Source organism: Pantoea sp. MHSD4 (assembly GCF_021043305.1).
Lineage (GTDB): Bacteria > Pseudomonadota > Gammaproteobacteria > Enterobacterales > Enterobacteriaceae > Pantoea > Pantoea eucalypti.
Window position 1 is genome coordinate 58,513 of sequence record NZ_JAJNDH010000004.1, and the last position, 23,036, is coordinate 81,548.

Below are 23,036 nucleotides of genomic sequence, written 5' to 3' on the forward strand. Positions count from 1 at the left end.
AGGGTGTCTGCCTCCGATGGGAATAATACTAACTCAGGTTATCATATCGTTATTAACTATTAGTTCGGCAATGGTGATCATGCTAATTGTTTGTCTGTGAGTCAGAAAGCTCCCGTGCCGTTTCCATGATTAACGTCCTGAACCAGCGATGGGCTGGATCGCTGCGATAACGTGTATGCCAGCCCATTTCCACAGGAAACGTGCCGAGATCGACAGGTGCGGGAACAATTTTGAGTCGCGGATCCCGGGAAAGGTGCTGACAGATCAGACGTGGCAGGGTGGCGCAATAGTCTGTGACTGCAATCATTTCTGGCACGGCGAGAAAATGTGTCACGGATACGGCAACCTGACGACGCAGACCGCGCTGTTCAAGCGCCTGATACAATCCTGCACGCATACGGCCAGGTGGCAGAACATTGACGTGTTTAAGCTGCTCATACTGTTCGGCACTGAAGCTATCGCCTGCAAACGGATGATCTGCGCGTAATACACAGGCCAGACTCTCATTCATCAGGTGCTGCACCACCAGATTATCGGGAGGATCAACGATTCGACCCAGCACCATATCGGTGTTGCCGGAAATTACGCCGGTTTCGGTGACGTCATTGCCAAAAGGGGTGAGGCGAAGCCTGACATTAGGTGCTGAAGTCCGCAGGCGAGCCACAATGGCAGGCATCATGATGAATTCAACGTAGCTATTCGGTGCGAGAGTAAATAGCCGTGTGGCATGAAGGGGATCAAAATCCTGCTGGCCCAGAATCACTTTATCGATGGATGACAACGCCGATCCAACCACCTGAGCCAGCTGTTCGGCTTTTGGTGTCGGGCGCATCCCATAACGTTCACGAATAAATAGCGGGTCGTTGAGTGTCTCACGAAGCCGGTTCAGTGCATTAGATAGCGCCGGCTGGGTGATACCCAGTCGTTCTGCTGCGCGAGTAACGTTACGCTCTTCCATCATGACCAGCAAAACTGGCAGTAAATTCAAATCGTATTTCATTGAGCTATAATGCTATGTGAATAGCTGAAATTGAAGAGATAAATTTCATAAATACTCTTAAGCCCGCCATGATTAATGGGTCAACGCCGTGACTGGCGGCTTACACGCAGATTTTGAATATTCTTACACCTGAAACCGACTGACTGTTATATGGAGCGTAAATGAAAATTTTGATGGTTTTGACCTCGCATGATGAGTTGGGTACCACCGGCAAAAAGACCGGTTTCTGGCTGGAAGAACTTGCCGCGCCTTACTATGCCTTTCTTGATGCGGGTGCTGACATTACGCTGGCGTCGCCAAAAGGCGGACAGCCGCCACTTGATCCAAAAAGTGATGAGCCCGATTCTCAGACCGATGAGACCCGTCGCTTCCATGCTGATTCTGCTGCTCAGGCTGCGCTGGCTTCGACTGTCAGACTTGATACGGTGAACCAGGATGCATTTGATGCCGTCTTCTATCCTGGCGGTCATGGACCGTTGTGGGATCTGGCAAATGACAAACACTCCATTTCATTGATCGAACAAACGCTGCAGGCTGGCAAACCGGTTGCACTGGTTTGTCATGCTCCCGGTGTCCTGCGTGATGTGAAAAATGCGGATGGCACGCCTCTGGTTAAAGGCAAAAAAGTTACTGGCTTCACAAACAGTGAAGAAGAGGGCGTTGGCCTGACGGACGTAGTACCGTTCCTGGTAGAAGATGCATTAAAACAGAATGGCGGTATCTACTCACGTGGCGATGACTGGCAGTCCTACACGGTTCAGGATGGCCTGCTGATTACTGGTCAGAATCCGGGTTCATCGGCTGAGACCGCAAAAGTGTTGCTGGCAAACCTGAAAAAATAAAGCAGGTTTTGGCATACACTGATTGAGGGGCGCCTGCGGGCGCCTTTTTTATTACCGCCGTGCGTGGAAAATAAATAGTGACCTGCTGAATTATTTATATCGAATAGATTAGGCTTCAATTATTCTTAACCTTTAGAGGAAATCTGCGGGCTTGTGCAGAGATTAAATAATTGGTAAACCCTTCTACTGCAGATATAAACATGTCTTTAATAACAGTGTTGACATCGTTTTTTATATGCGTAAAGTAGAACTCATCAGCGGCATGAAGCAGCCCTGATACACCAGAAACCTACGGTGTTAAGCGTAAAAGGTGTCGACGAATATTGGTTCAACATCGTCGGCGGTTCTGTTAAACATTGTTCTTTGAAACTAAACATTAGTTAATGATAACCCTGTTAAATGGAGTCGAAGTAAGTTTTAAGGTGTTGTAATATGTAGTTTGCAGTATCGCGTCGCGATGATGTAAGGCCTCGTAGTTCTGAACGTTACGTTACGACAGGATACGATTGCGGTTTAAACGTCGTAATGAAAGTAAGGCAACGCATCAAAGAGTATATATCGCGATGGGGGTGTACAGATTTATACGGGCCTGACCTGTCTTTGTCTCCTGAAAGACTATCAGGTGGTGAAAACCGCTAATGGTAATGACATTTTTCTTTCGTGATCATTATTATCCGCAGGATCTGTTCATAAATAGTAGTATCGAAGCAGTACCTTTCAATTAAGTTAGTTAATGGTAAACGTTAAATCTGTCGTACCTTAAAAGCCCTGGCTATTTCAGTCAGGGCTTTTATCATTTAGTGCCTCTGATATCAGCCCCCGATTTTAAGACTCAGATGTATACAGTCTTTCAGACTAATGACGACGACCCGTCAATTCATTTATCTTCAACAATGTATGACCGGTTTGAGAGGCTCTGCTTTATGTCTGGATGAATTCAATTCACTTGCGGTTTTATCAAATAAATAAAAAACGGTCCCCGATTTTTTATTTATCAGAAATATTTCTGGCAGCATATGGCAAAAAAAAGAATCTGCGCCATAGTCTAAATTCACTGACCTATTGTGCTAAAGCCTGTTTTTGACATTCATCCGTGCATTTCAAATGCGCTTTTTTAACAGAGGTTAACATGTCAGGAGAATCTCCAGAGAATATCGCCAGCGATCTGTCTGAGTTCATTGGCACGCATTTTGTTTATACCTATGATAATGGCTGGAAATATGAGTGGTATGCTCGCAATGAAACTACCTGTGACTACCGTATCCATCAGGGATTGGTAGGTGGTCGGTGGGTAACCAACCAGAAAATGCACGCGGTGCAATTTGCGCCAGGCATCTACAAAGTTGACTGGCATGAACCTACCGGCACCTGCGTCAGTCTGTTGTTTGATTTGAATCGCACTCTGCTTCATGGAACGATCTTCTTCCCACAATGGATTGCGGGGGAAGGCCAGCATCCGGAGAAAACCATCTGCTATCAGAATGACTTTATCGATGATATGCACCGCTTCCGCGATGAAGGTCCGGCCTATCCGTACGTAATTATTCCTGAGTTTGCGAAAGTGACTTACATGAAAAACGAAGGGCCTGATAACGATAGCGTAATCAATCAGGCACCTGGACAGATGCCGTCTGATTATTTTGATAATAAGTAACTAAGCCGTCTACCCGCTCACTGCGAGCGGGTAGCGTCTGCCTGACGCGCCAGCGTGCGGGCCAGAATAGATGAGTAGAGTGGTTTTCCTCCCAGGAACTGTGCCAGTAGCGTAGCGCCCAGACAGGTAATGATCATCGGCAATATCAGCTGATAGTTATCTGTCATTTCCAGTACCAGCACAATGCCGGTGAGTGGTGCTCTTACCGAAGCCGCGAACAGTGCGCCCATCCCTGCGATAGCAAAAGTACCCGCATCAAGATGGTAAAACGGAAACAGATCCGTCATTGCCACCCCAAATGCTGTACCGAGTAGTGTCCCTAATGCCAGCATCGGGGCAAAGATACCGCCGGGTGCACCTGACCCAAAACAGAGCAGAGTCGTTATCAGCCTGACCAGGAAGATAACCAACAGCAGGGTGAACGGGAAGAGACCATGAACCGCCTGGGGAATCAGTTCAGAACCGCCGCCTGCGCCTGGAGCGAACAGAAGAGCCAGAATGCCGCAACCCCCGCCCAGCAATGCGCCTGCCAGTACCACACGTGCCGTTTTACCCGCGTAAAAGCGGGCAAAAAGATCCTGCGTGATGAATATCAGACGGTTAAATAAGACGCCGACCATACCGATAACCATACCCAGTATCAGATAGAGCCACAGCGTCTGCACTGGCGCATCGGCCAGCTTGCCAACGGAGATGACTGCCTGTTCGCCGTTGAAATAGCGAAACACGATGCTCGCCATAATGACGCCGGTAAACACAGCTTTAATCGAAATCAGGTTATAACGAAACTGCGGGCGCATCTCCTCGATGATAAACAGGATGCCCGCCAGCGGTGCATTAAAAGCAGCAGCCAGACCGGCGGCCGCACCGGTAGCCAGCAGCGTATGTCGGGCTTCATTACTGCGCATTCCCAGAATATCAATGACCATGCGTCCTATGTTCCCGCCCAGCTGTACCGTTGGGCCTTCCCGGCCCAGCACCATTCCGGCACCCAGCGTGCCCATGCCGCCAAAGAATTTCACGGGAATGACCCGCCACCACCGCACAGGTCTTAGCTCTTCAAGCGCCCCTTCAATTTCAGGAATGCCCGAGCCACCCGCTTCGGGAGCATAACGTCTGACGAGAAAATAGCCGACCATCGCCAGCAGAGCCGAGATGGCAAAGGCAGTGGCGTAGAGTATCCAGCCTTGTAACTGCCCTGGCGTCAGCGTGTCGGCACGCCACTGCTGGATGGTTTCAACGGCGCGTGCAAATGCCACGCCTGCCAGGCCAACCAGCGAACCGACCAGCGCAGCACAAAACAGCATCGCCAGCGGCGTTTTATCACGATAGAGAAGGGCGCGGAACATCCGGCTACGCGCTGCAATGGAGCGAGGAACATAAACCGGCTGCGGTGATTCTTCGTTCATTAAGACATTCTTGTTTAAACAAACCAGCGTGCCAGTTTACTGAGTGGTAAAGTGAAAACAAACGCCAGGATCAATTTCGCCTGAGGAAAAGTGTTACTCGGTTTGTGGTGGACAAACCACTTGTGCCACGCGTTCGCGATAGGCTGGATTGTCATGATTTTTCAGGGCCTGCACCGCTGCTTTTAATGTTGCCTGATTCTGTTCCATGTTCTGTTTATCGTTGATAAACGTCTGCCGCAATTTTTCATCAGATACGGCGGGCAATATCTGACACTTCTGGCGCAGATCATCCGTTATTTGCTGCTGCCGCAGAGCAAACTTCAGGGTGTCATACGGCGCGGCGACCACAACCAGTGGGCTTAACAGCGGCAGAATAAAAAGCGTATTGCGGATCACGTTCATGATGATCTCCTCACTGCTGAATCAATAATGGCCGTTCAGCAGCTTCGATTGGAATAAATCGCATTGAGTGATTAGTCTGAGCACAGCACCATCAACCGGTGGCGGTCATATCGCCACGGCTGACGCAATAATCATAGCAATACTGGCGCAACAGGGAGCTGATATGCAGCCACATTCCACTGAAATTCTCACCACTGACTGCTGTATTGTGGGTGGTGGTCCTGCGGGATTAATGCTGGGCTATCTTTTTGCCCGCGCGGGACTGCGTGTCATAGTGATCGAAAAGCACGCCGATTTTCTGCACGATTTTCGTGGTGATACCATCCACCCCTCGACGCTGGAAATTATGCATCAGCTCGAACTCCTGGACGCTTTCCTGAGGCTACCGCATCAGCGTGCTGAAAAGCTGGAGGCGGAGATAGCAGGACAGAGCATTACAATGGCTGATTTCTCACGTTTGCCGGTTCAGTGTCGCTTTATTGCCTTTATGCCTCAGTGGGATTTCCTGAACTACATGGCAGAACAGAGCATCCGCTATCCCGGCTTCAGTCTGCTGCAATCAACGTCGTTTGAGTCGCTGAAATATGAGAATGGCACGGTCAGTGGCGTGACGGCTTCTCGTGGGAATCAGCAGCTGCATATCACATGTAAACTGGTGGTCGGTGCCGATGGCCGCCATTCCCGTGTGCGCGAAGCGGCCGGGCTGACGGGACAGGAATTTGGCGCAGCGCGCGATGTTATATGGTTCCGCTTAAGTAAGCAGCCACAGGATCCCGACATTGGGATGGGACATAAAGGACCCCGTCAGAACTTTATCGTTATCGATCGCGGTGATTACTGGCAGTGCGGGCTGACTATTCCGAAAGGAGAGTTTGAAGCGAAACAGGCTGCCGGACTCGACGCGTTTAAAGCAGAGGTTGTGGCACTATCACCTTTTGAAGCGACGCGCATGGCAGAAATCGAGAGCTGGGAGGCGTTTAAGCTGCTGTCGATACGTATTGACCGGCTGGATAAGTGGGCCAGACCCGGCGTGCTCTGTATTGGTGATGCGGCTCATGCCATGTCGCCAATTGGCGGGGTGGGTGTAAATCTGGCGATTCAGGATGCAGTTGCGACGGCGAACCTCCTGACGGAATCCCTGAAGCGGGGTGAACTGCAACTGCGCGATCTGGAAAAAGTGCAGAAACGACGTCAGTTCCCTACCGTCGCCACGCAGTTTCTTCAGATTAAAATGAGTCGCAACAAAGCAAAAAGAAAACCCTCGGGCAGTAGCAAGATTCCTGCGATTATCCGTCGCCTGCCATTCTTGCGTTTCGTGCTGGGACGCCTGATTGGTCTTGGCTTCAGACCGGAGTCGCCACAGGTTGCGCGCGTGAAAGAAGAGCGTTAAATGGTTTCGACAGCGATCATATATCGTGCGACACTGTTTCGCTGTGAAAGTACTGTCAGATTGAGCCGTTATTTATCTGATAATTGGGCGTTAATTGAGCATTTGTAAGCTAAATTATTTCGATTTTTGCGCCTGCATAAGAGAGGTTTCATTGCATAACGAGCAAAACGGCAGCGACGTAAAACGTCTTAGTGCAATTAAGGCACTTTTGTCACCAGATGAAGCACGGGACAAAGTGCTGGAGAGATTTGTTAATCTCGCCAGCCAGGTGCTGGGTATTTCAGGCAGTTTTATTTCGATTGTTGACGACCACAATCAGTATATTAAAGCGTCTCGTAACTTTGATCTTAAGCAATCGACCCGTGATGAGTCTCTCTGCCGCCATGTTATTGATGGTGAAGGGCACCTGGTCGTGTATGACACCTTACTGGATGAGCGCTTTGTTACTCACCCGTTTGTTAAAGGCGACCCGCATATTCGCTTTTATGCCGGCGTTTCGCTGCAGAACCTCGACGGTGCCGTGCTGGGCACACTCTGTGTAACTGATACGCAGCCACATCCCTTTGCGGATGACAAACTCGTCACGCTGCGCTCACTGGCTACGCTGGTTTCCTCTTTTCTGGATGCCTGGAATAACGCGGGTTTTGCCGACGTTATTACGCATCTGCCGAATCGTCCCCGCCTGATTCGTGATATTCATCAGCTGACCCTGACCGCGCCTCATAGCCGTTTTCGCCTGATTCTTATCGACTGTCTCGATATCATTCGCGCTTATGAACTTACGCGCGCGGTAGGCGTTGCGCCGATGGAAAAACTCCTGAAGCAGATGGCGCAGGATGTCGCACACCGGCTCAATCTGCCGGAGAATGAAACACTCTATTCGTTTGCACCTGGCCGTTTCGCCATCGTTCAGCCCTATTCGGATCGGTTTACAGCACACAATATGCCCGACCTGTTTAAAGGCATGAAGGCCGACCTGGCGGAAAACATTACGCTCGATCTGAATGTCTTTACTGGCGAAACAGAGTTTGTTCCGGGCCAGATGAATGCGAATGAAACGATACGTCAGGCCGTGAGCGCGCTGCATGAGGCCATTGATGAAAACATCAATGCAATGTCGTTTGACGAGAGTTACGACTCGCGGCGCACCGATGATTTTATGATCATGAACGATCTGGCTCAGGCGCTGAATAAAGATGAAGAGCTCTATCTGGCCTGGCAGCCTAAAGTGTGCCTCAGAACTGGTAAGACGGTCGGGCTGGAGGCGCTGATTCGCTGGAATCATCCTGAGCGAGGTGAGCTCTTTCCATCCGAATTTATTCCGTTAGCGGGTAAAACCAACCTGATTTCCGATCTGACCAACTGGGTTATCGATCACACCGTTGAACAACTGGCGCGCTGGAATCGCGAATATGATCTGATTCCGGTCTCAATCAACGTCAGTGAGCGCGATTTCGCCAGGCCCGATTTTGCCGATGAGCTGGTGGCTAAACTCGCGGCCGCTCAGTTGCCTAACGCTATCCTGGGCATTGAGTGTCTGGAGAATGAACTGATCACCAAAAGTGATGTGGCGATAAAAGGGCTGGAAGCGCTGAAATCTCACGGTTTTGTGATCTCACTGGATGATTTCGGCACCGGTTACAGCAACATTAGCTATTTGCAGGATATCCCGCTGGATGTGATTAAAATTGACCGGTCACTGATCTCGCGTATGGGTGAGGATGACGCATCGAAAATCATCGTCAGATGCATTATCCAGATGCTGAAAGAGCTGAATTATACCGTGCTGGCTGAAGGCGTCGAAACGGAAGCGACGCTGGGATTACTGAAAACCTACGGTTGCGATCAGATTCAGGGTTACTTCTTCTCAAAACCTCTGCCCGCCAGTGACATTGAACACTGGTTGTTTCAGAAGTCTCATTAATAACCTGCCCGCAGCGCTCGCTGCGGGCGCTTATCACTCACTGCCGATAGCGTAGCGCTGAACCGGCGTGATGCCTTTAATCAGCTTGTTATCAAACAGAAATTGCTCATAAGCCTGATAGCGTGCACGATCCAGTTTTGCCGGATCGGCGGCGAACAGCGGCAGCGTGGCACGCCATGCCTGATGGTTTAGCGGTGTATTCAGCTCAGGATGCTCGCGGGCAAAGATCAGCCAGTTCTCCTCAGGATGCGCCTGCAGCTCCGCATTTCCCTTCTTCAATGCCCGCAGAAACTTCTGAATCTTCTCCGAGTGCGCCTCGTCACGGTTGGCGACGATAATCAGCTCGTCATAAGCGGGAACACCATAATCCTCGACGTTAAGCACCACGGGTTCTTTGCCGGCAAGTTTCAACTCCAGCGCTTCAATATTGCGATAGCCGCCGATAACCGCATCTACCTGGCCGGTCATCAGGGCGCTGGTGAGCTGAAAATTAACGTTAATCAATTTGACCTGATCGGCTTTGACGCCGTCATGGGCCAGCATGGTCGCCAGCGTCGCCTGCTCAATGCCACTCACTGAATAGCCGATGCGTTTACCTTTTAAATCCGCCGGTTTTTTCACCGTTTTGTCTAACGTCATCAGTGTGTTCAGTGGCGTGTCAATCAACGTGCCCACCCGCATCAGTGGCAATCCCTGATCGGCGAAGAAATGCAGCTGAGGCTGATAGGTAATGGCTAAGTCCGCCTGCTTTGCCGCGACCAGACGTGGCGGCAGGGCCGGATCGGAAGGCGGCACGATATTTACCTCCAGTCCTTCAGCGGCAAACGCGCCGGTCTGCTGCGCCACCATAATGGGCGCGTGATCGGGATTGATATACCAGTCGAGTACCAGCGTCAGTTTTTCCATCGCCTGAACCTGAGTGGTTAAGGTGGCGCTGAAGAGCAGGGTTAACAGGGGCAGTTTAGTCATGGGATTTCTCATTTTAAGGGTCATCAAATTGTCTCAGGAGCCCAGCTAATCAGGCGGCGCAGCAGGCGATCGATAGTCAGCCACAGGGCGAGGGTCATCAGCACCAGAATGAACAGGGCAGCGAAACAGAGGTCGCTCTGCATCCGGGCATTGGCATTCAGCATCACGAAACCCAGCCCTTCCGCTGAGCCGACCCATTCGCCGATAATTGCCCCTATCGGCGCGACGGCCGCCGCCATCCGTAACCCTGAACCCAGCGCAGGCAGCGCCGCTGGCAGCCTGACATGGCGCAGTTGTGCTGAAGGGGAAGCGCCCATAGTGCGAGCCAGGTCAAGGTAGCCGGGCGTAACGCGGCGCAGGCCATCAAAAAAGCTGGAGGTTACCGGGAAGAAGATCACCAGCACGGCCATCGCGACTTTGGCGCTCATGCCAAAGCCAAACCAGAGAACCAGCAGCGGAGCCAGCGCAAATACCGGAATCGCCTGGCTGGTGATCACCAGCGGCATCATCCAGCGCTGTAACCACGGTGAATAGGTCATGCCCAGCGCCAGCACACCACCCAGCAGCACGCCGAGCGCCATGCCGCTGAGGATCTCGGTCAGGGTAATCAGAGTGTGATAGCTGAGATAGTCAGCGTTCTGCCACAGCGCAATAGCGACTGCAGCGGGCGAGGGCAGCAGAAAGGCGGGAATACAGGTCAGCGTGGCCAGCCACCATGCTGCAATCAGACCGGCAAACAGCGTAATTCCACGACGCAAACGTACGAAACGTGTGCTCATCTGGCTATTCCGCTTAGCTGTTTCAACAGTGCGGCCTGACTTCGTATTAAGCCGGCGTCCTCGGCTGCCCTTGGCGGCAGGCCCTGTAGTGGTGGAGAGGCTTCGATTCCCGCCGCACCGATCACCAGCAGGTGATGACTGAGACGACAGGCTTCGGCGGCATCGTGGGTGATCAGCAGCACCGTGTGACCGACCAGCACCTCCGCCGCCAGCATCTGAATCTCATGACGGGTCAATGCATCCAGCGCGGAGAATGGCTCATCCATTAACACAACAGGCTGACGCGTGTAGAGAGTGCGGGCCAGCGCAGCGCGCTGACGCATCCCGCCGGAGAGTGTAGCGGGCCGCGCGCGGGCGCTCTGGCTCAGCCCAACCCTTGCCAGCAGATACTGCGCCCAGTCGCGATCGGCTTTCTCGCCTTTCAGCCGACTGGCCAGGCAGACATTTTGCTCAATCGTCAGCCACGGATAGAGCAAATCCTGTTGCCCCATCCAGGCGATGCGTCCGGTCAGCGGAAGGCCATCGCTGCCGCTAATCTGTCCCGAACTGGGTGGCGTAAGACCGGCAATGACACGCATCAGGCTGCTTTTGCCTGCACCGCTGGCACCCAGTAACGCCGTAAATTTACCCCCGGCGATCTCCAGATCAAGCTGACTGAAAAGTTGTTGCTGACCCAGCGTAAGGCTGAGCTGGCGAACTGAAATACCTGGCGGTGTGGCATTGCACAGCTGGCTCATGGTCTGACCCGAAGATCGGCAGCGTGATCTATCCCCATTTGCCAGAATGCCGCTTCCAGCCGGGTCGCAGTGGTGAAAATCTCCGCCAGCCGATCAAAACGTTGTTCTCCGGCGCGCTGCTGAGCCAGCGTTTCAAAAAGTATCAGTGACGAGCCTACCCCGGCCAGATAGGCTTCATCGCCGTAATTTTCAATCCATTCGGCGTAAGGGTTGCCCTCAATGCGCGTCGCAGGATCATCCAGCAAAGTCAGGCCGATTTCAGCGTAACCGGCAACACAGGGCATCAGCGCCGTTATGAGCTCCAGTGCATCGCCGGTGTGACCGGCATCCAGCACATAACGGGTGTAATTGAGCGTTTCCGCTGCTTCGGGTTCGCGTGCCATTGTTGCCTCGCTGATGCCCCATTGCTGGCAGTAAGCGAGGTGCAGCGGCAGTTCACCGATAATCGCGTTAAGTGATGCCGTAGCGCGTCGTAGAGCGTCAGGCTCAGAGAGTTTGCTGATCAGCAGACCCCAGGCACGGGCGAAGTGGAGCAGGAACAGATAATCCTGGGTGAGATAGTGACGGAAGGCGGCAGGAGGCAGCGTACCCTGACCGAGTTGCTGCACAAAATCGTGCCTTACATAGGCGTGCCATTGCGTGCCCGCCTGCTGGCGCAGACGACCATAGAAACCGGTCTCGAAAAGCGGATGTGACATGGGATCTCCATTAAAAGGGAGATCCGGGCATACGGTCTGGAACAGGGGATAGTGCAGGAAATGAGACAGAAAATCTGCCGACCCGTCCCTTCGCTGGCATGACCCAGATCAGGTTCAAAGGGTTCGGCTTTCGCCATCTCAGCCCATGACAGGACACCCCTCGGAGACATTCGTTATACGATAATTAGTGCCTGAGCACAACGGATGCGTCAGTGTTATGCTCAGGCACGTTTGCTACGCGACAGTGCATTCAGATGTGCTTTTTAAGTGACAGTGTCACTCAAGATCTGCGCCATTACTGGCAATCACTTTCTTATACCACCAGAATGATTTTTTTCGCGTACGCGCCAGCGTGCCGTTACCCAGATCGTCGCGGTCTACGTAGACGAAACCGTAGCGCTTGCTCATTTCGCCGGTCGAGGCGGCAACCAGATCGATACAGCCCCAGCTGGTATAACCCATCACCGGCACGCCATCTTCAATGGCGTCGCCCATCGCGCGGATATGTTCACGCAGATAGCTGATGCGGTAATCGTCATTAATCTCGCCATTCGCGTCGACTTCATCGCGTGCGCCCAGGCCATTCTCCACCAGGAAGAGAGGCTTCTGATAGCGGTCATACATCATGTTCATCGTGATACGTAACCCCAGCGGATCGATGCCCCAGCCCCAGTCACTGCGTGGCACATGGGGATTAGTCAGGGATTTCACCACGTTGGCGGCGCTACTGTTCTGCTCGTTCATTTCTGCCGACGCGCAGCGCGAAGCGTAGTAACTGAATGAGACAAAATCGACGCTGTTTTTCAGAATGTCGGCATCACCGTCAGCGATCTCCAGCGTCACCCCTTTTTCACGGAACACGCGGGCAGCGTAAGCCGGATAGGCACCGCGCGCCTGCACATCTATAAAAAAGAGGTTTTCGCGGTCTTTCTCCAGTGCAGCCCAGACATCTTCCGGTTTGCTCGACCAGGGATAGAAATTGCCGCCGGCCAGCATGCAGCCGACCTGATTGACCGGATTCACTTCATGCGCGATTCGCGTAACCAGCGCGCTGGCAACCAGTTCATGATGTGCCGCCTGATATTTTACCTGGTCTCTATTCTCGCCGGGTTCAAAGACCAGGCCAGCCCCGGAAAACGGACTGTGCAGCAGGATATTGATCTCGTTGAAGGTCAGCCAGTATTTCACCAGTCCATCAAACGCCTCGAAACAGCTTCGTGCGTAACGGGCAAAAAAATCGACCATTTTGCGATTGCGCCATGAGCCATATTCCGTGACCAGATGCATCGGGACATCAAAATGGCAAAGCGTGACCAGCGGTTCGATATTGTATTTCCGGCACTCTTCGAAGACCGCACGATAAAACGCAATGCCTTCCGGATTAGGCGTCAGTTCGTCACCGTTAGGATAGAGCCGGCTCCAGGCAATTGAGGTGCGGAACACGCTGAACCCCATTTCGGCCATCAGCGCAATATCTTCCGGATAGCGGTGATAGAAATCGATAGCGTCATGACTGGGGTAGAACTCGTCGTCACGCAGGGCAAAACGTTTTTCCAGACCCAGTTTAACCGGCATCCGGTTTAGGCCATGGGGGATCATATCGACGGTGGTTAAGCCCTTTCCGCCCTCACGAAAACCACCTTCACTCTGGTTAGCGGCCAGCGCGCCGCCCCATAAAAACCCTTGCGGGAACCTTGAATCAGACATGCAATCCTCTTTTTTGGGTCAGCCTGACCCTTTTCCTAATGGCTATTGATCGCGTTAGCGCGTTCGGTAGCAGGCGCAGGTTGCGCAGCGCTTTCGGGTTCTGTCTCAGGAATATCCTCGAAGCCTAACAGTAGCGTCAGCACGAATGACAACACCACCGAGAGCACCATGACCGCACCGACCCAGACAATACTCATGGGATTGGTGGGATCGAAGAACTGTACGCTGGTAAAGAGGCCGGGTGAGGCCATCGAGTGGCTGGCCAGCCCGCCAATGCCCGCAACCGCGCCACAGATAAAACCACTGATCAGACAGGCGATCAGTGGGCGTTTCAGGCGCACTGCAACGCCATACAGCGCCGGTTCTGAAATCCCTGCGATAATGGCTGATGCCGCAGCTGCCAGTGCGGTCTGGCGCAGTTCACGGTTTTTAGTGCGGAACGCCACCGCCAGCGACGATCCGCCCAGCGACAGGTTGGCGCCGATCTCTGACGGCATCACCATGCCTTCTTTGCCGGTTTCGGCAATGGTCTGGATAATGGTTGGTGTGAAAACCCGGTGCATACCGGTCATCACCAGCAGCGGCCAGAGAGCGCCCATAATCGCAACAGAAAGCCAGCCAAGATAACCATGCACGGTGTAGACCAGCGCGGAGATGCCGCTGCCGATCCAGATACCAATCGGGCCAATCAGCACAATCGCAATGGGTGCCGCAATCAGCACAATCAGCATCGGTTTCAGGAAGTTTTTAGTGACCGCAGGGGTGATGCGATCCACGCCTCGCTCAATGTGTGACAGGATCCACGTCATCACCAGCGCCGGGATCACCGTATAGGTATATTTCACCGCGGTGACCGGAATGAAAGCGAACTCGACCGGCTGGCCCTGCGCCGCTTTTGCCATCAGCTCAACAAAATTGGGATGGACCAGAACGCCGGCAATGGCAATCGCCAGCGACATATTAGTTTTGAACTTCAGCGCCGCTGAGGCGGCAACCATGATCGGCAGGAAGAAGAATGCCCCGTCGCCAATGACGTTGAGGATCACCAGCGTTGATGAACCTTTTTCAAACACGCCCGCCATATCAAGAATCATCGCCAGCAGTTTCACCATGGACCCACCAATAATGGCTGGGATCAATGGCGACATGGTGCCCACCAGCGCATCCAGAATGCCTGCGCCAATACTTCTCAGGGTAATTTTGCGTTTCACCGGCACAGTCGAAGCTGCGCAGGGCGATCCCAGTTCCAGCACCGCCTGGTAAGCCTGCGATACGTTATTCCCGATGATCACCTGGTACTGGGTATCGTTGTGTACCACGCCCATGACACCTGTGATGGCTTTAAGACGTGGATAGTCGACCTGTGTTTGATCCTTCAGGACAAAACGCAGGCGGGTCATGCAGTGAGTGACGGCTTCGATATTGGTGAGGCCGCCAAGCGCATCGACAATGGCGCGTGACACCTCGGCATAGTTCATGGGCATGATCGCTCTTCTCTGTAGGGTAAATCGGTCAAAATTTTTATGTTTTTAATGCCTGCAAGCAGACAAATAGGAAACCGGTTTCACAAAATCATGAAGGTCTTTACGTTCGGCGACAAGAGTATAAATCGGGCAGATTTCTATTTTGTGAAGTGCATCACCTGCTAAATTTGATGATGTGCGTATACATACCGGGTAAATATTTCCAATATTGAGAGGCTTAGGTAGACTGCAGGACGACGTAGCAAAGGAGCATCACAATGACAACGATTCAGGAAGTAGCAATTAAGGCGGGCGTTTCAAAAGCGACAGTGTCACGTGTGCTCTCCGGTAATGGCTACGTCGGACAGGAAAAACGTGAAAGGGTGTTGAAGGCGATTGCAGAAACCGGGTATCGGCCTAATTTGCTGGCCCGCAATCTGGCGACAAAAACGTCTCAGACAATCGGACTGGTCATCACCAACACGCTTTACAGCGGCAGCTACTTTACTGAGTTAATGGCCCACTCCGCACGCATGATGGAGCAGCAGGGCCGTCAGCTGATTCTGGCGGACGGCAAGCACACCGCCAGGCAGGAAGAGGCGGCCATTCAGTTTCTGCTCGATCTGCGCTGTGACGGCATCATCATCTATCCGCGCTTCCTCAGCATTGACGCGCTGGATGCGATTATCTCCAGCCACAAACAGCCCATTCTGGTTATTAACCGGCGGCTGCGCGTCAACCACAGCTACTGCATTTACAGCGATCAGCACGCCAGCAGTGCCACGGCCGTGGGCTATCTGCTGAACCAGGGACACCGCGATATCGCATTTATTACCGGTTCGCAGGATTCCCCGACCGGCGTTGAGCGCCTTAACGGTTATCGTGCTGCGCTGGCGGCAAAGGGCCTTAACGCTGACGACCGCCATATTGTGGCGGGTAAATGGACGGCGCAGAGCGGTATGGCAGCCGTCGACACGCTCCTTGAGCGCAACGTGTCATTTACTGCGCTGGTGGCGAGTAATGATGAGATGGCGATTGGTGCAATCAAACGCCTGACCGAGTGCAACATTGCAGTGCCCGATCAGGTCTCGGTAATAGGCTTTGATGATATCCCGCTGGCACCCTATATCACGCCGTCATTATCGAGTATGAAGCTACCGGTCACAGAAATGATCGACGAGACGATCAACCGCCTGGTAACCATGCTGGACGGGGGTGACTGGCAGACTCAGGCGCCTTTCACGGCCAGCCTGATGATGCGGGACTCCGTGACTAAAGGCCCCTGGTCGGCTTAACCTGTCGCGATCTGTATCACCTCGATCCCCTGTTTGCTGAGTTGCACGACCGTCGCGGAATCCAGTGTCTCATCAGTAATTACATGCCCGACCTGAAAGCCGGATGAGAGCGGATAGGGGTGAATCTGACCAAATTTAGACGCGTCAGTCAGCGCATAGCTTTCAGCGCCTTTCGCCAGCACTGCATCTACCACATCACAGCGCAGCATATTGCGGCCGGTGAAACCCGTCTCCGGATGCCAGCCATCCACGCCAACAAACGCTTTGTGAAAATGGACCTGCTGAATGGAATAACGCGTCAGCGGACCCACAACGGATTCACTGCTTTTCTGCAATAATCCGCCAAGCACAATCACTTCACAGGCAGCCTCACGCAGAAGCTGGGCAATATAGTGGCTGACGGTAATCAGCGTAAGGTCCGCACGGTCGGCCAGCGCCCGCGCCAGCAGCGCATTGGTACTGCCCCCTTCGATGAAAACCGACTCACCCGCCTGCACCAGGCTGGCCGCATGTCGTGCCAGCGCCTGCTTGGTAGAATAACGGGTATTCATGCGGGTGCCGACGTTATCGCTATCCAGTGCCAGCGCAGAGCCATGAACCCGGCGAAGCAGCCGATCACGTTCCAGCAGTGTCAGATCCTGGCGCACCGTCACTTCCGAAACTCCGGTATGCTGCGCCAGTTCACTGACAGTTACGCTGCCCCTGTCATTAACTAATTGAATGATCTGATGATGTCGCGGTTTCATAATCGCGCTTCGCCGTTAAATAAAAGAGGCAGTGTAACAGGGATTATCCCGCGCCGGTGCGCGACGCGGGGTTGCGTCAGGCTAAATTCAGAGACCGTCGGCCATTGAGGTTGAGATCTTCCGGCATGAAACGTTGCTCCCATTCTGCTTCATAGTCTTCAGGCGGGAAATCGGCCGGTGAACGTCCCTGCTCCAGCGCCTCTGCAACACGACGGGCATAAGCGCGGTTTTTCTCACACATCGGTGCTGCGGGGATATACATCACGTTGCCCCAGCCTTGTTGGTTCTCAACCGGTGCAACAGCGTGAATCACATCACAGTGCCACCACACGGAATCACCCGCCTCAAGAGCCGGTATTGAACAGAGCCCGGCAATCAGGTGCGGATGCCACTGTTCATTCACGGGCAATACCCGACCCGGCGCCACACCGCACAACTCATCTTCAGGCACATCCGAAAGCAGCGGACGCAGCAAAACGTAAGCCATCGCCTGCGGCACCGGCACCACATGCAACAGGCCCTGGCCGGGGATCATATCGGAGAGCGCGGTCCAGCCCTGAAAGGTGCGAAACACAGAACATTTGGTGGTGCCTGGCAGATCATATTCGTTTACGTCGGTACGGTGAGCCGCGTCCCAGGGATCGTATGCGGCAAATTCACCGTGGAACAGCTTACTGAAAACCTGCTGATAAGCGGGCAGCAACCAGCGCTCAAGTGCTCCTGAATCGGTGTGGGCACCCAGGCCTTTAGAGGTTGTACCCGGCAAGCGACGACGGATGCGATCGGGATAGATAACGCTGACATCCGGATCAAACCACTGCTTGCCCTGGGAATTAAACGTCCATAGCCGGTTAAGAAAAGATTGTGCCTCTGCCATTGCCGGGCTCTGCCGCGCCTGCATTTGCGCCTGCGACCAGTAGATGGGATAGATTTCAGGACGGGAGGCAGCCAGGGTGCCAAAAAAGTCATCACCGGGCCCACGATACTGTTCATCAAAATGATTGTGATCCAGATAGTCGAGCATCGACTTATCCCAGGCCAGAGCCTGATTTCGTGCAAAATGCTGCTTAATCACCACACAACCGCGACGTTTAATCAGCAACCGGGTTTCATCTGAAACCTTTCCTTCAGTAATGTCCTGCATTGGCACGACCGGCCAGGCCGTGCCGGTTTGCGCTTCCTCTGTTTTTGCCTGCGCAATGGCAGTGGTGATGTTGTCGCAGACCTGTTTGAACAGAGCATCAACATCGCCGATTTGTTGACGTAACTGCTGTTTCATTTTGCGGATAGCGGTTTTGACGTCGTCAGGTAATGGGGTAGCCAGGGTTTCATCACGGATCATATTCTGCTCCTTTATCGTCATGGTTGAGTTTCGAATGTAATTTAAATAATCTTCATTCGTAATTTGTCGTTGAGCTTAACATTCTTTTAACGACATAAACCGTGCGCGCTAACACAACTGATCAACCGGAACGCTCTGAAATCCGTTAGCAATGTCACTATTTGCATTCTCATTAATCCACACAGCGAGTAAGCTTTATGAATCAAATCAATCAGCCGAAAGGACAGAACGGCGAACGTAAAGGGGCAGGCGAAATGGCGGTTAAGATGATTGCGGTGGATATGGATGGCACCTTTCTGGACGATAATAAGCAGTACAACGTCCAGCGGTTTTCACGTCAGTATGCGCTGCTGAAGCAGAAGGGCATTCGTTTTGTGGTGGCGAGCGGGAATCAGTACTACCAGCTCCAGCGCTATTTTCCCGACATTAAAGATGAAATCGCGTTTGTGGCAGAAAATGGTGCGTGGGTTTCGGACTGCAATGAAGAGATTTTCTGCGGCGAGTTAGCGCAGGAGAAAGTGCATAAGATCCTCGATATCCTGGCGCATGAACCCGACATCGCGGTTGTGGTCTGCGGACGCAATGGTGCGTATGTGCACGCATCCGCTTCAGACGAGATGATGGCGCAACTGGCAAACCATTATCACCGACTCGAAAAGCGTGATGACCTTTATGCCATCGACGACACCATTTTCAAGTTCTCGCTGAAGCTGGAGCACGAAGGCGTTAATGCACTGCTGCAAAGACTGCACGCCACACTTGGCGAGCTGGAAAACATTATGCATCCGGTCTCCAGCGGCTTTGGCTTTATCGATCTCATCATTCCCGGTTGCCATAAAGCACACGGCATTGCGCTACTACAGGAAAAGTGGGGCATCAGTGACTGTGAAGTGCTGGCGATTGGTGACAGCGCCAATGACATTGAGATGCTGCGTCAGGCCTGCTACAGCTTCTCGATGGCAAATGCTGCTGAGGCTGTCGCCGCCGTGGCGCACTATCAGACACAGAGCAACAACGACGAAGGCGCGCTAAATGTGATTGCGCGCGTGCTGGCGCGCGAATTCCCGTTCGATTAATCCGTAACGTGCATCACTGGCGGTCATCTCCGCCACTCTCCTGATGGCTGCGCGCATGATTTTCCATTTCATCCAGCGCAGCCTGATTCTCCAGACCCCATTCATACATCTGCTCAATCGGTTCTGCAAAGGTATGGCCGAGTGGTGTAAGGCTGTACTCCACTTTCGGCGGGACAACCTGCCAGACATGACGCGACACCAGCCCGCGCTGCTCAAGCTCGCGCAGCGTCTGAATCAGCATCTTCTTTGAAATTCCCTGCAGGCTGCGCTCCAGTTCCCCTGTGCGCGCCCGATTTTCCGGCCAGTGATAAAGCGCATGCAGCACCATCGTGCTCCATTTCACGGAAAAGAGCTCAAGCAGGCGACGTGGTGGTGAGTCCGCATAAAAATAAAGTTTTCCTTCAACCCAGACCGGCACAGTCTCTCCTCACATTCATGGTAACCAAAAGGTAACTACTACCAAACAGGTTCCTGCATGTCTATAGTGGGCCGCTTTCTTTACGACCATCAGATGAGAAGAGGCAACAGATGAAAATTAACGCGCTGGTAGCCACCCAGTCAGATCAACCGTTAAAGGCGGGTCAGATTGAGTTACGTGACGTGCAGGCTGACGATGTCAAAATCGAAATCCTTTATTGTGGCGTCTGTCATTCTGACCTTCATATGGCACGGAATGAATGGGGCGTGAGCCGCTATCCACTGGTTCCCGGTCATGAGATTGTAGGACGCGTGGTGGATAAAGGTGACAATGTCACACGCTTTTCTGTCGGAGATACCGTAGGCGTGGGTGTTATGGTCGATTCATGCCGTGAATGCCATTTTTGCCAGCAGCAGGAAGAGCAATATTGTGAAGCGGGCTTCACGCCAACCTATAACGGCACCGACAAATACACTGGCAATACCACCTTTGGCGGGTATGCGCAGCATGTCATTGCCGACCAGCATTTTGTGGTGACGGTACCCAACAATCTGGCGCTGAGTGCTGTGGCACCGCTGTTGTGTGCAGGTGTGACTGTCTGGTCACCGTTGCAGCATTTTAATGTTAAAGCAGGCGACCGCGTAGGTGTTATCGGCCTTGGCGGACTGGGACACATGGCGGTTAAGCTCGCCAGCGCATTGGGTGCAGAAGTCACTCTGTTTACCACTTCTCCTGCAAAAGGGGCGGATGCGCGCCGTCTGGGTGCTAAAAACGTGGTCATCTCGCGAGACGCGGCACAAATGGCAGCGTGTCAGGCCTCCCTGGATATCATTCTGGACTGTGTGGCTGCGGCTCATGATCTCGATCCTTACCTCAATGCGCTGAAAACCAATGGCCAGCTGGTGCTGGTCGGCATCCCCGATCAACCGCATAAGTCACCGAATGTCACCCCAATGGTGTTTCGCCGCCTGAGTATTAGCGGCACCTCAATTGGCAGCATTAAGGAGACGCAGCAGATGCTCGACTTCTGCGGTCAGCACAACATCACGGCTGACGTTGAGATGATCACCGGTGACGACGTTGAAAAAGCCTTTGAACGTATGCTGATTGGTGACGTGAAATACCGTTTCGTTATCGATATGCAGAAAACTCACTGGTAATGACGGCAGGCCCGCTATCAAAGCGGGCTTTCTGGCGGAGATTCTTCAGCGCTAAGTGGGGTATAATAAGGCTGTCATATAGTTACAACATACAAAGGTTGTGTTCGTTTCGCGTTTCATTGAATTCACTGCAAAAACAGGCCTGCCAGTAACAATGGTCTGTTTGTGGAAAAAAAATACCCGGCTCACAGTGGCCGGGTATTCTGACACCGCAGAAGATCCTGGTTAATCCTGTTCTTTATCCGCGTCACGCTTTTCTGATTCATCTTTATCCATCACATGGATGAAAGGCTTAAGCAACTGAATATCCAGAATCACATACACCATGGTGCTGATGAACAGCGAAATCACACTACCGAATACACCGCTGGTGGTGAATGTAAGATAGTTATAAATCACCAGCCAGGTTACACAGATAAACATCGCCAGCGAAATGGAGAGGTTAGGCACGGAGTAATTGCTGGTGCCGCCACCCTGGGTGTGTGTCACCTTGAACAGGTTTCCGATGGCGTATTTCTCCAGCACCAGAATCGTTTTTTCCCAATTACGCTGTTTACGCGCACTGGCGCGAGTCAGGAAAAGATAGAGAATAGAGATGAAGAAACCGGAGAAGGCGATGAGTACCGGAATCGCTTCCAGCGCATAGGCAATACTTTTATGGCCCGTGCCCGGGGCGCTGAGATCAAGCGTCAGTGAAGCACCCAGCGCAGCATACAGAAAGAGAAACAGCAGCAGAAACGTCAGGCTACGCTTCAAGTCGCCATCGGCCTCTGCACCTTTTTGCTGAATGGCCAGCTGAAGAGATTGCTGAATTTTTTGAGCCTGCGGCGATTCTGTTTCGAGAGTGTGGCAGGGTGCATCAAAGAAGTTTTGCATAAACAGCTCATCTTCTTTGTGAATGGTGATTTTCATCAGAAACCTGTATTCGGGGAGTTTGCTTTATTCTAATCAGCACCGGTTTAATTAACACTAAATTTGGCGTTGAACCGGATGAACACTCTCCGGCTTACCAGGTAGACAGGCGCAACAGGCTGCTTTCCACTGATTCCGTTGCATACTATTGTGCGGCATTATCTTCTTCGTGACGCATCGGCTGATCGTGCTGCAGGGCTGCAATGGCGTTATCGGGTGCTGCACGCCATATACCTTCTTACAGACCCTCGAAACTTCGAGCATCCTGATTATCCTGCATCACAACACAAACGGTTCTGACGGCGTGATCCCTCTGAAACAGGTCATGAATCAGGCGGGATTATTTCTCATCAGGGTTATCCAGCGCTTTAAACTGCTTAATGGCTTCGTTGATATTGTTAGTTTCTACAGTCGCAATACAGCGGTCACCATTGAAAACATCATAGCGGGCGTTGTGCAACTGAAAAAGCAGATCTCTGCCTCTGAAGTGTAAGCGTTTCTGTTTAATGCCAATCCCATGCCGCCGTAATAATGCCTGTGACAGGCGATCGGTCTCTCTTATCATTGGTTCTGCTCTCTGGCGGTACGTGGTCACTACCATTAAACCTGATGAACATTAGTTTAATATTAAGAAAGAAACCTGATTGAGTCAGGCTTACGAATAGGATCAGGCGTATTTGTCCTGCCGGAAGGCTCATGAAACTATCACGTCGACGGATTAATGCCATTCCCTGCATTAACGAACGGCAAATGCGGTACACTTGCCTGAATAACTCGCCACAGGACATGCCGCTATGAACGATAAGAAGATGATTTCCATTGATCATTTCAACGCTGATGAACGTCTGGCCGTCGAGCAAACCTACAACGGACTGGCAGAGAAGTACCGTCAACGAACCGGTAAAGAGCCTGATAGTAAGAAAGAAAAAGAATTTAATAGTGAAGCACGTCAGATCGTCATGACCAGTAAACTGGAGAAGGAAAAAGCGCTGGCGCTAAAAGCGCAGAAAAAGCCGCTTCGTAAAAAGAAGCCCTCTTCATTGACCGCCAGTGAAGTCGGCGATTTCAACTGGTCTGCCTCAATCGTTAAAGGCCGCAGATAATCTGCATCAG

General features: G+C 52.4%; 22 protein-coding genes and 1 riboswitch. Of the genes, 8 read left to right on the forward strand and 14 right to left on the reverse strand.

Annotated features, from left to right (window positions below; genetic code table 11):
- Positions 1-82: 82 nt before the first annotated feature.
- Complete coding sequence (locus tag LQK91_RS13280; RefSeq protein ID WP_003848191.1) at positions 83-1,000, reverse strand: LysR substrate-binding domain-containing protein; 918 nt, start codon at positions 998-1,000, stop codon at positions 83-85.
- 161 nt (positions 1,001-1,161) lie between these two features.
- Between LQK91_RS13280 and LQK91_RS13285 the strand changes: the two genes are divergently transcribed.
- Both LQK91_RS13285 and LQK91_RS13290 read left to right on the forward strand, forming a co-directional pair.
- The gene (locus LQK91_RS13285) at positions 1,162-1,842 is read left to right on the forward strand and encodes a type 1 glutamine amidotransferase domain-containing protein (RefSeq protein ID WP_008924585.1); all 681 of its coding nucleotides are present in this window, start codon (positions 1,162-1,164) and stop codon (positions 1,840-1,842) included.
- A 1,129-nt stretch (positions 1,843-2,971) separates the two neighbouring features.
- Positions 2,972-3,496 carry a phenolic acid decarboxylase gene (locus tag LQK91_RS13290; RefSeq protein WP_003854933.1) on the forward strand — a complete coding sequence of 175 codons (525 nt, stop codon included), beginning with the start codon at positions 2,972-2,974 and terminating at the stop codon, positions 3,494-3,496.
- Positions 3,497-3,513: 17 nt separating this feature from the next.
- Here the strand turns inward: LQK91_RS13290 and clcA are convergent, their stop codons facing one another.
- Together clcA and LQK91_RS13300 are read right to left on the reverse strand one after the other, a co-directional pair.
- A complete protein-coding gene (clcA, locus tag LQK91_RS13295; protein WP_105099796.1) occupies positions 3,514-4,905 on the reverse strand; it encodes a H(+)/Cl(-) exchange transporter ClcA in 1,392 nt (463 codons plus the stop codon).
- Positions 4,906-4,998: 93 nt separating this feature from the next.
- Entirely contained in the window at positions 4,999-5,307 is a 309-nt protein-coding gene (locus LQK91_RS13300; protein WP_003854940.1) for a YicS family protein, read from the reverse strand.
- Positions 5,308-5,470: 163 nt separating this feature from the next.
- On the opposite strand from LQK91_RS13300, the gene LQK91_RS13305 reads away from it, so the two are divergent.
- Together LQK91_RS13305 and LQK91_RS13310 are read left to right on the forward strand one after the other, a co-directional pair.
- The gene (locus LQK91_RS13305; RefSeq protein WP_003854942.1) at positions 5,471-6,697 is read left to right on the forward strand and encodes an FAD-dependent oxidoreductase; all 1,227 of its coding nucleotides are present in this window, start codon (positions 5,471-5,473) and stop codon (positions 6,695-6,697) included.
- Between the two features lie 151 nt (positions 6,698-6,848).
- Positions 6,849-8,621 carry a sensor domain-containing phosphodiesterase gene (locus LQK91_RS13310; RefSeq protein WP_105099795.1) on the forward strand — a complete coding sequence of 591 codons (1,773 nt, stop codon included), beginning with the start codon at positions 6,849-6,851 and terminating at the stop codon, positions 8,619-8,621.
- Between the two features lie 33 nt (positions 8,622-8,654).
- Here the strand turns inward: LQK91_RS13310 and LQK91_RS13315 are convergent, their stop codons facing one another.
- From LQK91_RS13315 to ascF, 6 genes are all read right to left on the reverse strand, one after another.
- A complete protein-coding gene (locus tag LQK91_RS13315; protein ID WP_003854946.1) occupies positions 8,655-9,590 on the reverse strand; it encodes an ABC transporter substrate-binding protein in 936 nt (311 codons plus the stop codon).
- A gap of 23 nt (positions 9,591-9,613) precedes the next feature.
- On the reverse strand, positions 9,614-10,369 hold the full coding sequence (locus tag LQK91_RS13320) for an ABC transporter permease (RefSeq protein ID WP_003854948.1): 756 nt from the start codon (positions 10,367-10,369) through the stop codon (positions 9,614-9,616).
- Entirely contained in the window at positions 10,366-11,106 is a 741-nt protein-coding gene (locus tag LQK91_RS13325) for an ABC transporter ATP-binding protein (RefSeq protein ID WP_008924590.1), read from the reverse strand. Before LQK91_RS13325 ends, LQK91_RS13320 begins: the two co-directional genes overlap by 4 nt.
- Complete coding sequence (gene tenA / locus LQK91_RS13330) at positions 11,103-11,804, reverse strand: thiaminase II (RefSeq protein ID WP_003854952.1); 702 nt, start codon at positions 11,802-11,804, stop codon at positions 11,103-11,105. Before tenA ends, LQK91_RS13325 begins: the two co-directional genes overlap by 4 nt.
- 68 nt (positions 11,805-11,872) lie before the next feature.
- Positions 11,873-11,975, reverse strand: a riboswitch (TPP riboswitch).
- Positions 11,976-12,080: 105 nt separating this feature from the next.
- Positions 12,081-13,511, reverse strand: a complete 1,431-nt coding sequence (locus tag LQK91_RS13335) for a 6-phospho-beta-glucosidase (protein WP_105099794.1) — start codon at positions 13,509-13,511, stop codon at positions 12,081-12,083.
- Positions 13,512-13,546: 35 nt separating this feature from the next.
- A complete protein-coding gene (gene ascF, locus LQK91_RS13340; RefSeq protein ID WP_105099793.1) occupies positions 13,547-14,995 on the reverse strand; it encodes a PTS cellobiose/arbutin/salicin transporter subunit IIBC in 1,449 nt (482 codons plus the stop codon).
- Positions 14,996-15,252: 257 nt separating this feature from the next.
- Here ascF and LQK91_RS13345 point away from each other — a divergent pair, with 257 nt between their 5' ends.
- Positions 15,253-16,269, forward strand: coding sequence for a LacI family DNA-binding transcriptional regulator (locus LQK91_RS13345; protein WP_003854958.1), 1,017 nt, complete (start codon positions 15,253-15,255; stop codon positions 16,267-16,269).
- Here the strand turns inward: LQK91_RS13345 and LQK91_RS13350 are convergent.
- Entirely contained in the window at positions 16,266-17,015 is a 750-nt protein-coding gene (locus LQK91_RS13350) for a DNA-binding transcriptional regulator YciT (RefSeq protein ID WP_105099792.1), read from the reverse strand. The two genes, LQK91_RS13345 and LQK91_RS13350, sit on opposite strands and share 4 nt — an antisense overlap.
- Before the next feature lie 76 nt (positions 17,016-17,091).
- Entirely contained in the window at positions 17,092-18,357 is a 1,266-nt protein-coding gene (locus LQK91_RS13355) for a DUF1479 domain-containing protein (RefSeq protein WP_039661478.1), read from the reverse strand.
- Positions 18,358-18,611: 254 nt separating this feature from the next.
- On the opposite strand from LQK91_RS13355, the gene LQK91_RS13360 reads away from it, so the two are divergent.
- The gene (locus tag LQK91_RS13360; RefSeq protein ID WP_140034045.1) at positions 18,612-19,433 is read left to right on the forward strand and encodes a Cof-type HAD-IIB family hydrolase; all 822 of its coding nucleotides are present in this window, start codon (positions 18,612-18,614) and stop codon (positions 19,431-19,433) included.
- 13 nt (positions 19,434-19,446) lie between these two features.
- On the opposite strand, the gene LQK91_RS13365 is transcribed toward LQK91_RS13360, so the two are convergent.
- Positions 19,447-19,851 (reverse strand): winged helix-turn-helix transcriptional regulator, encoded by a 405-nt coding sequence (locus tag LQK91_RS13365; protein WP_003854965.1) that lies wholly within the window; start codon positions 19,849-19,851, stop codon positions 19,447-19,449.
- A 110-nt stretch (positions 19,852-19,961) separates the two neighbouring features.
- On the opposite strand from LQK91_RS13365, the gene LQK91_RS13370 reads away from it, so the two are divergent.
- Positions 19,962-21,011, forward strand: coding sequence for an NAD(P)-dependent alcohol dehydrogenase (locus LQK91_RS13370; protein ID WP_105099791.1), 1,050 nt, complete (start codon positions 19,962-19,964; stop codon positions 21,009-21,011).
- Between the two features lie 225 nt (positions 21,012-21,236).
- Here the strand turns inward: LQK91_RS13370 and LQK91_RS13375 are convergent, their stop codons facing one another.
- Both LQK91_RS13375 and LQK91_RS13380 read right to left on the reverse strand, forming a co-directional pair.
- On the reverse strand, positions 21,237-21,923 hold the full coding sequence (locus LQK91_RS13375) for a hypothetical protein (RefSeq protein WP_105099790.1): 687 nt from the start codon (positions 21,921-21,923) through the stop codon (positions 21,237-21,239).
- A 340-nt stretch (positions 21,924-22,263) separates the two neighbouring features.
- Positions 22,264-22,524: a hypothetical protein gene (locus LQK91_RS13380; protein ID WP_370640816.1), complete on the reverse strand. Its 261-nt coding sequence runs from the start codon at positions 22,522-22,524 to the stop codon at positions 22,264-22,266.
- Between the two features lie 193 nt (positions 22,525-22,717).
- Between LQK91_RS13380 and LQK91_RS13385 the strand changes: the two genes are divergently transcribed.
- On the forward strand, positions 22,718-23,026 hold the full coding sequence (locus LQK91_RS13385) for a hypothetical protein (protein ID WP_105099789.1): 309 nt from the start codon (positions 22,718-22,720) through the stop codon (positions 23,024-23,026).
- Positions 23,027-23,036: the final 10 nt, after the last annotated feature.

What these genes read in the sequence shown, in the direction of transcription:
- LQK91_RS13280 (WP_003848191.1), bottom strand. Translation starts at nt 1,000, where the DNA reads ATGAAATACGATTTGAATTTACTGCCAGTTTTGCTGGTCATGATGGAA.
- LQK91_RS13285 (WP_008924585.1), top strand. Translation starts at nt 1,162, where the DNA reads ATGAAAATTTTGATGGTTTTGACCTCGCATGATGAGTTGGGTACCACC.
- LQK91_RS13290 (WP_003854933.1), top strand. Translation starts at nt 2,972, where the DNA reads ATGTCAGGAGAATCTCCAGAGAATATCGCCAGCGATCTGTCTGAGTTC.
- clcA (WP_105099796.1), bottom strand. Translation starts at nt 4,905, where the DNA reads ATGAACGAAGAATCACCGCAGCCGGTTTATGTTCCTCGCTCCATTGCA.
- LQK91_RS13300 (WP_003854940.1), bottom strand. Translation starts at nt 5,307, where the DNA reads ATGAACGTGATCCGCAATACGCTTTTTATTCTGCCGCTGTTAAGCCCA.
- LQK91_RS13305 (WP_003854942.1), top strand. Translation starts at nt 5,471, where the DNA reads ATGCAGCCACATTCCACTGAAATTCTCACCACTGACTGCTGTATTGTG.
- LQK91_RS13315 (WP_003854946.1), bottom strand. Translation starts at nt 9,590, where the DNA reads ATGACTAAACTGCCCCTGTTAACCCTGCTCTTCAGCGCCACCTTAACC.
- LQK91_RS13320 (WP_003854948.1), bottom strand. Translation starts at nt 10,369, where the DNA reads ATGAGCACACGTTTCGTACGTTTGCGTCGTGGAATTACGCTGTTTGCC.
- LQK91_RS13325 (WP_008924590.1), bottom strand. Translation starts at nt 11,106, where the DNA reads ATGAGCCAGCTGTGCAATGCCACACCGCCAGGTATTTCAGTTCGCCAG.
- tenA (WP_003854952.1), bottom strand. Translation starts at nt 11,804, where the DNA reads ATGTCACATCCGCTTTTCGAGACCGGTTTCTATGGTCGTCTGCGCCAG.
- LQK91_RS13335 (WP_105099794.1), bottom strand. Translation starts at nt 13,511, where the DNA reads ATGTCTGATTCAAGGTTCCCGCAAGGGTTTTTATGGGGCGGCGCGCTG.
- ascF (WP_105099793.1), bottom strand. Translation starts at nt 14,995, where the DNA reads ATGCCCATGAACTATGCCGAGGTGTCACGCGCCATTGTCGATGCGCTT.
- LQK91_RS13345 (WP_003854958.1), top strand. Translation starts at nt 15,253, where the DNA reads ATGACAACGATTCAGGAAGTAGCAATTAAGGCGGGCGTTTCAAAAGCG.
- LQK91_RS13350 (WP_105099792.1), bottom strand. Translation starts at nt 17,015, where the DNA reads ATGAAACCGCGACATCATCAGATCATTCAATTAGTTAATGACAGGGGC.
- LQK91_RS13355 (WP_039661478.1), bottom strand. Translation starts at nt 18,357, where the DNA reads ATGATCCGTGATGAAACCCTGGCTACCCCATTACCTGACGACGTCAAA.
- LQK91_RS13360 (WP_140034045.1), top strand. Translation starts at nt 18,612, where the DNA reads ATGGCGGTTAAGATGATTGCGGTGGATATGGATGGCACCTTTCTGGAC.
- LQK91_RS13370 (WP_105099791.1), top strand. Translation starts at nt 19,962, where the DNA reads ATGAAAATTAACGCGCTGGTAGCCACCCAGTCAGATCAACCGTTAAAG.
- LQK91_RS13375 (WP_105099790.1), bottom strand. Translation starts at nt 21,923, where the DNA reads ATGAAAATCACCATTCACAAAGAAGATGAGCTGTTTATGCAAAACTTC.
- LQK91_RS13380 (WP_370640816.1), bottom strand. Translation starts at nt 22,524, where the DNA reads ATGGTAGTGACCACGTACCGCCAGAGAGCAGAACCAATGATAAGAGAG.
- LQK91_RS13385 (WP_105099789.1), top strand. Translation starts at nt 22,718, where the DNA reads ATGAACGATAAGAAGATGATTTCCATTGATCATTTCAACGCTGATGAA.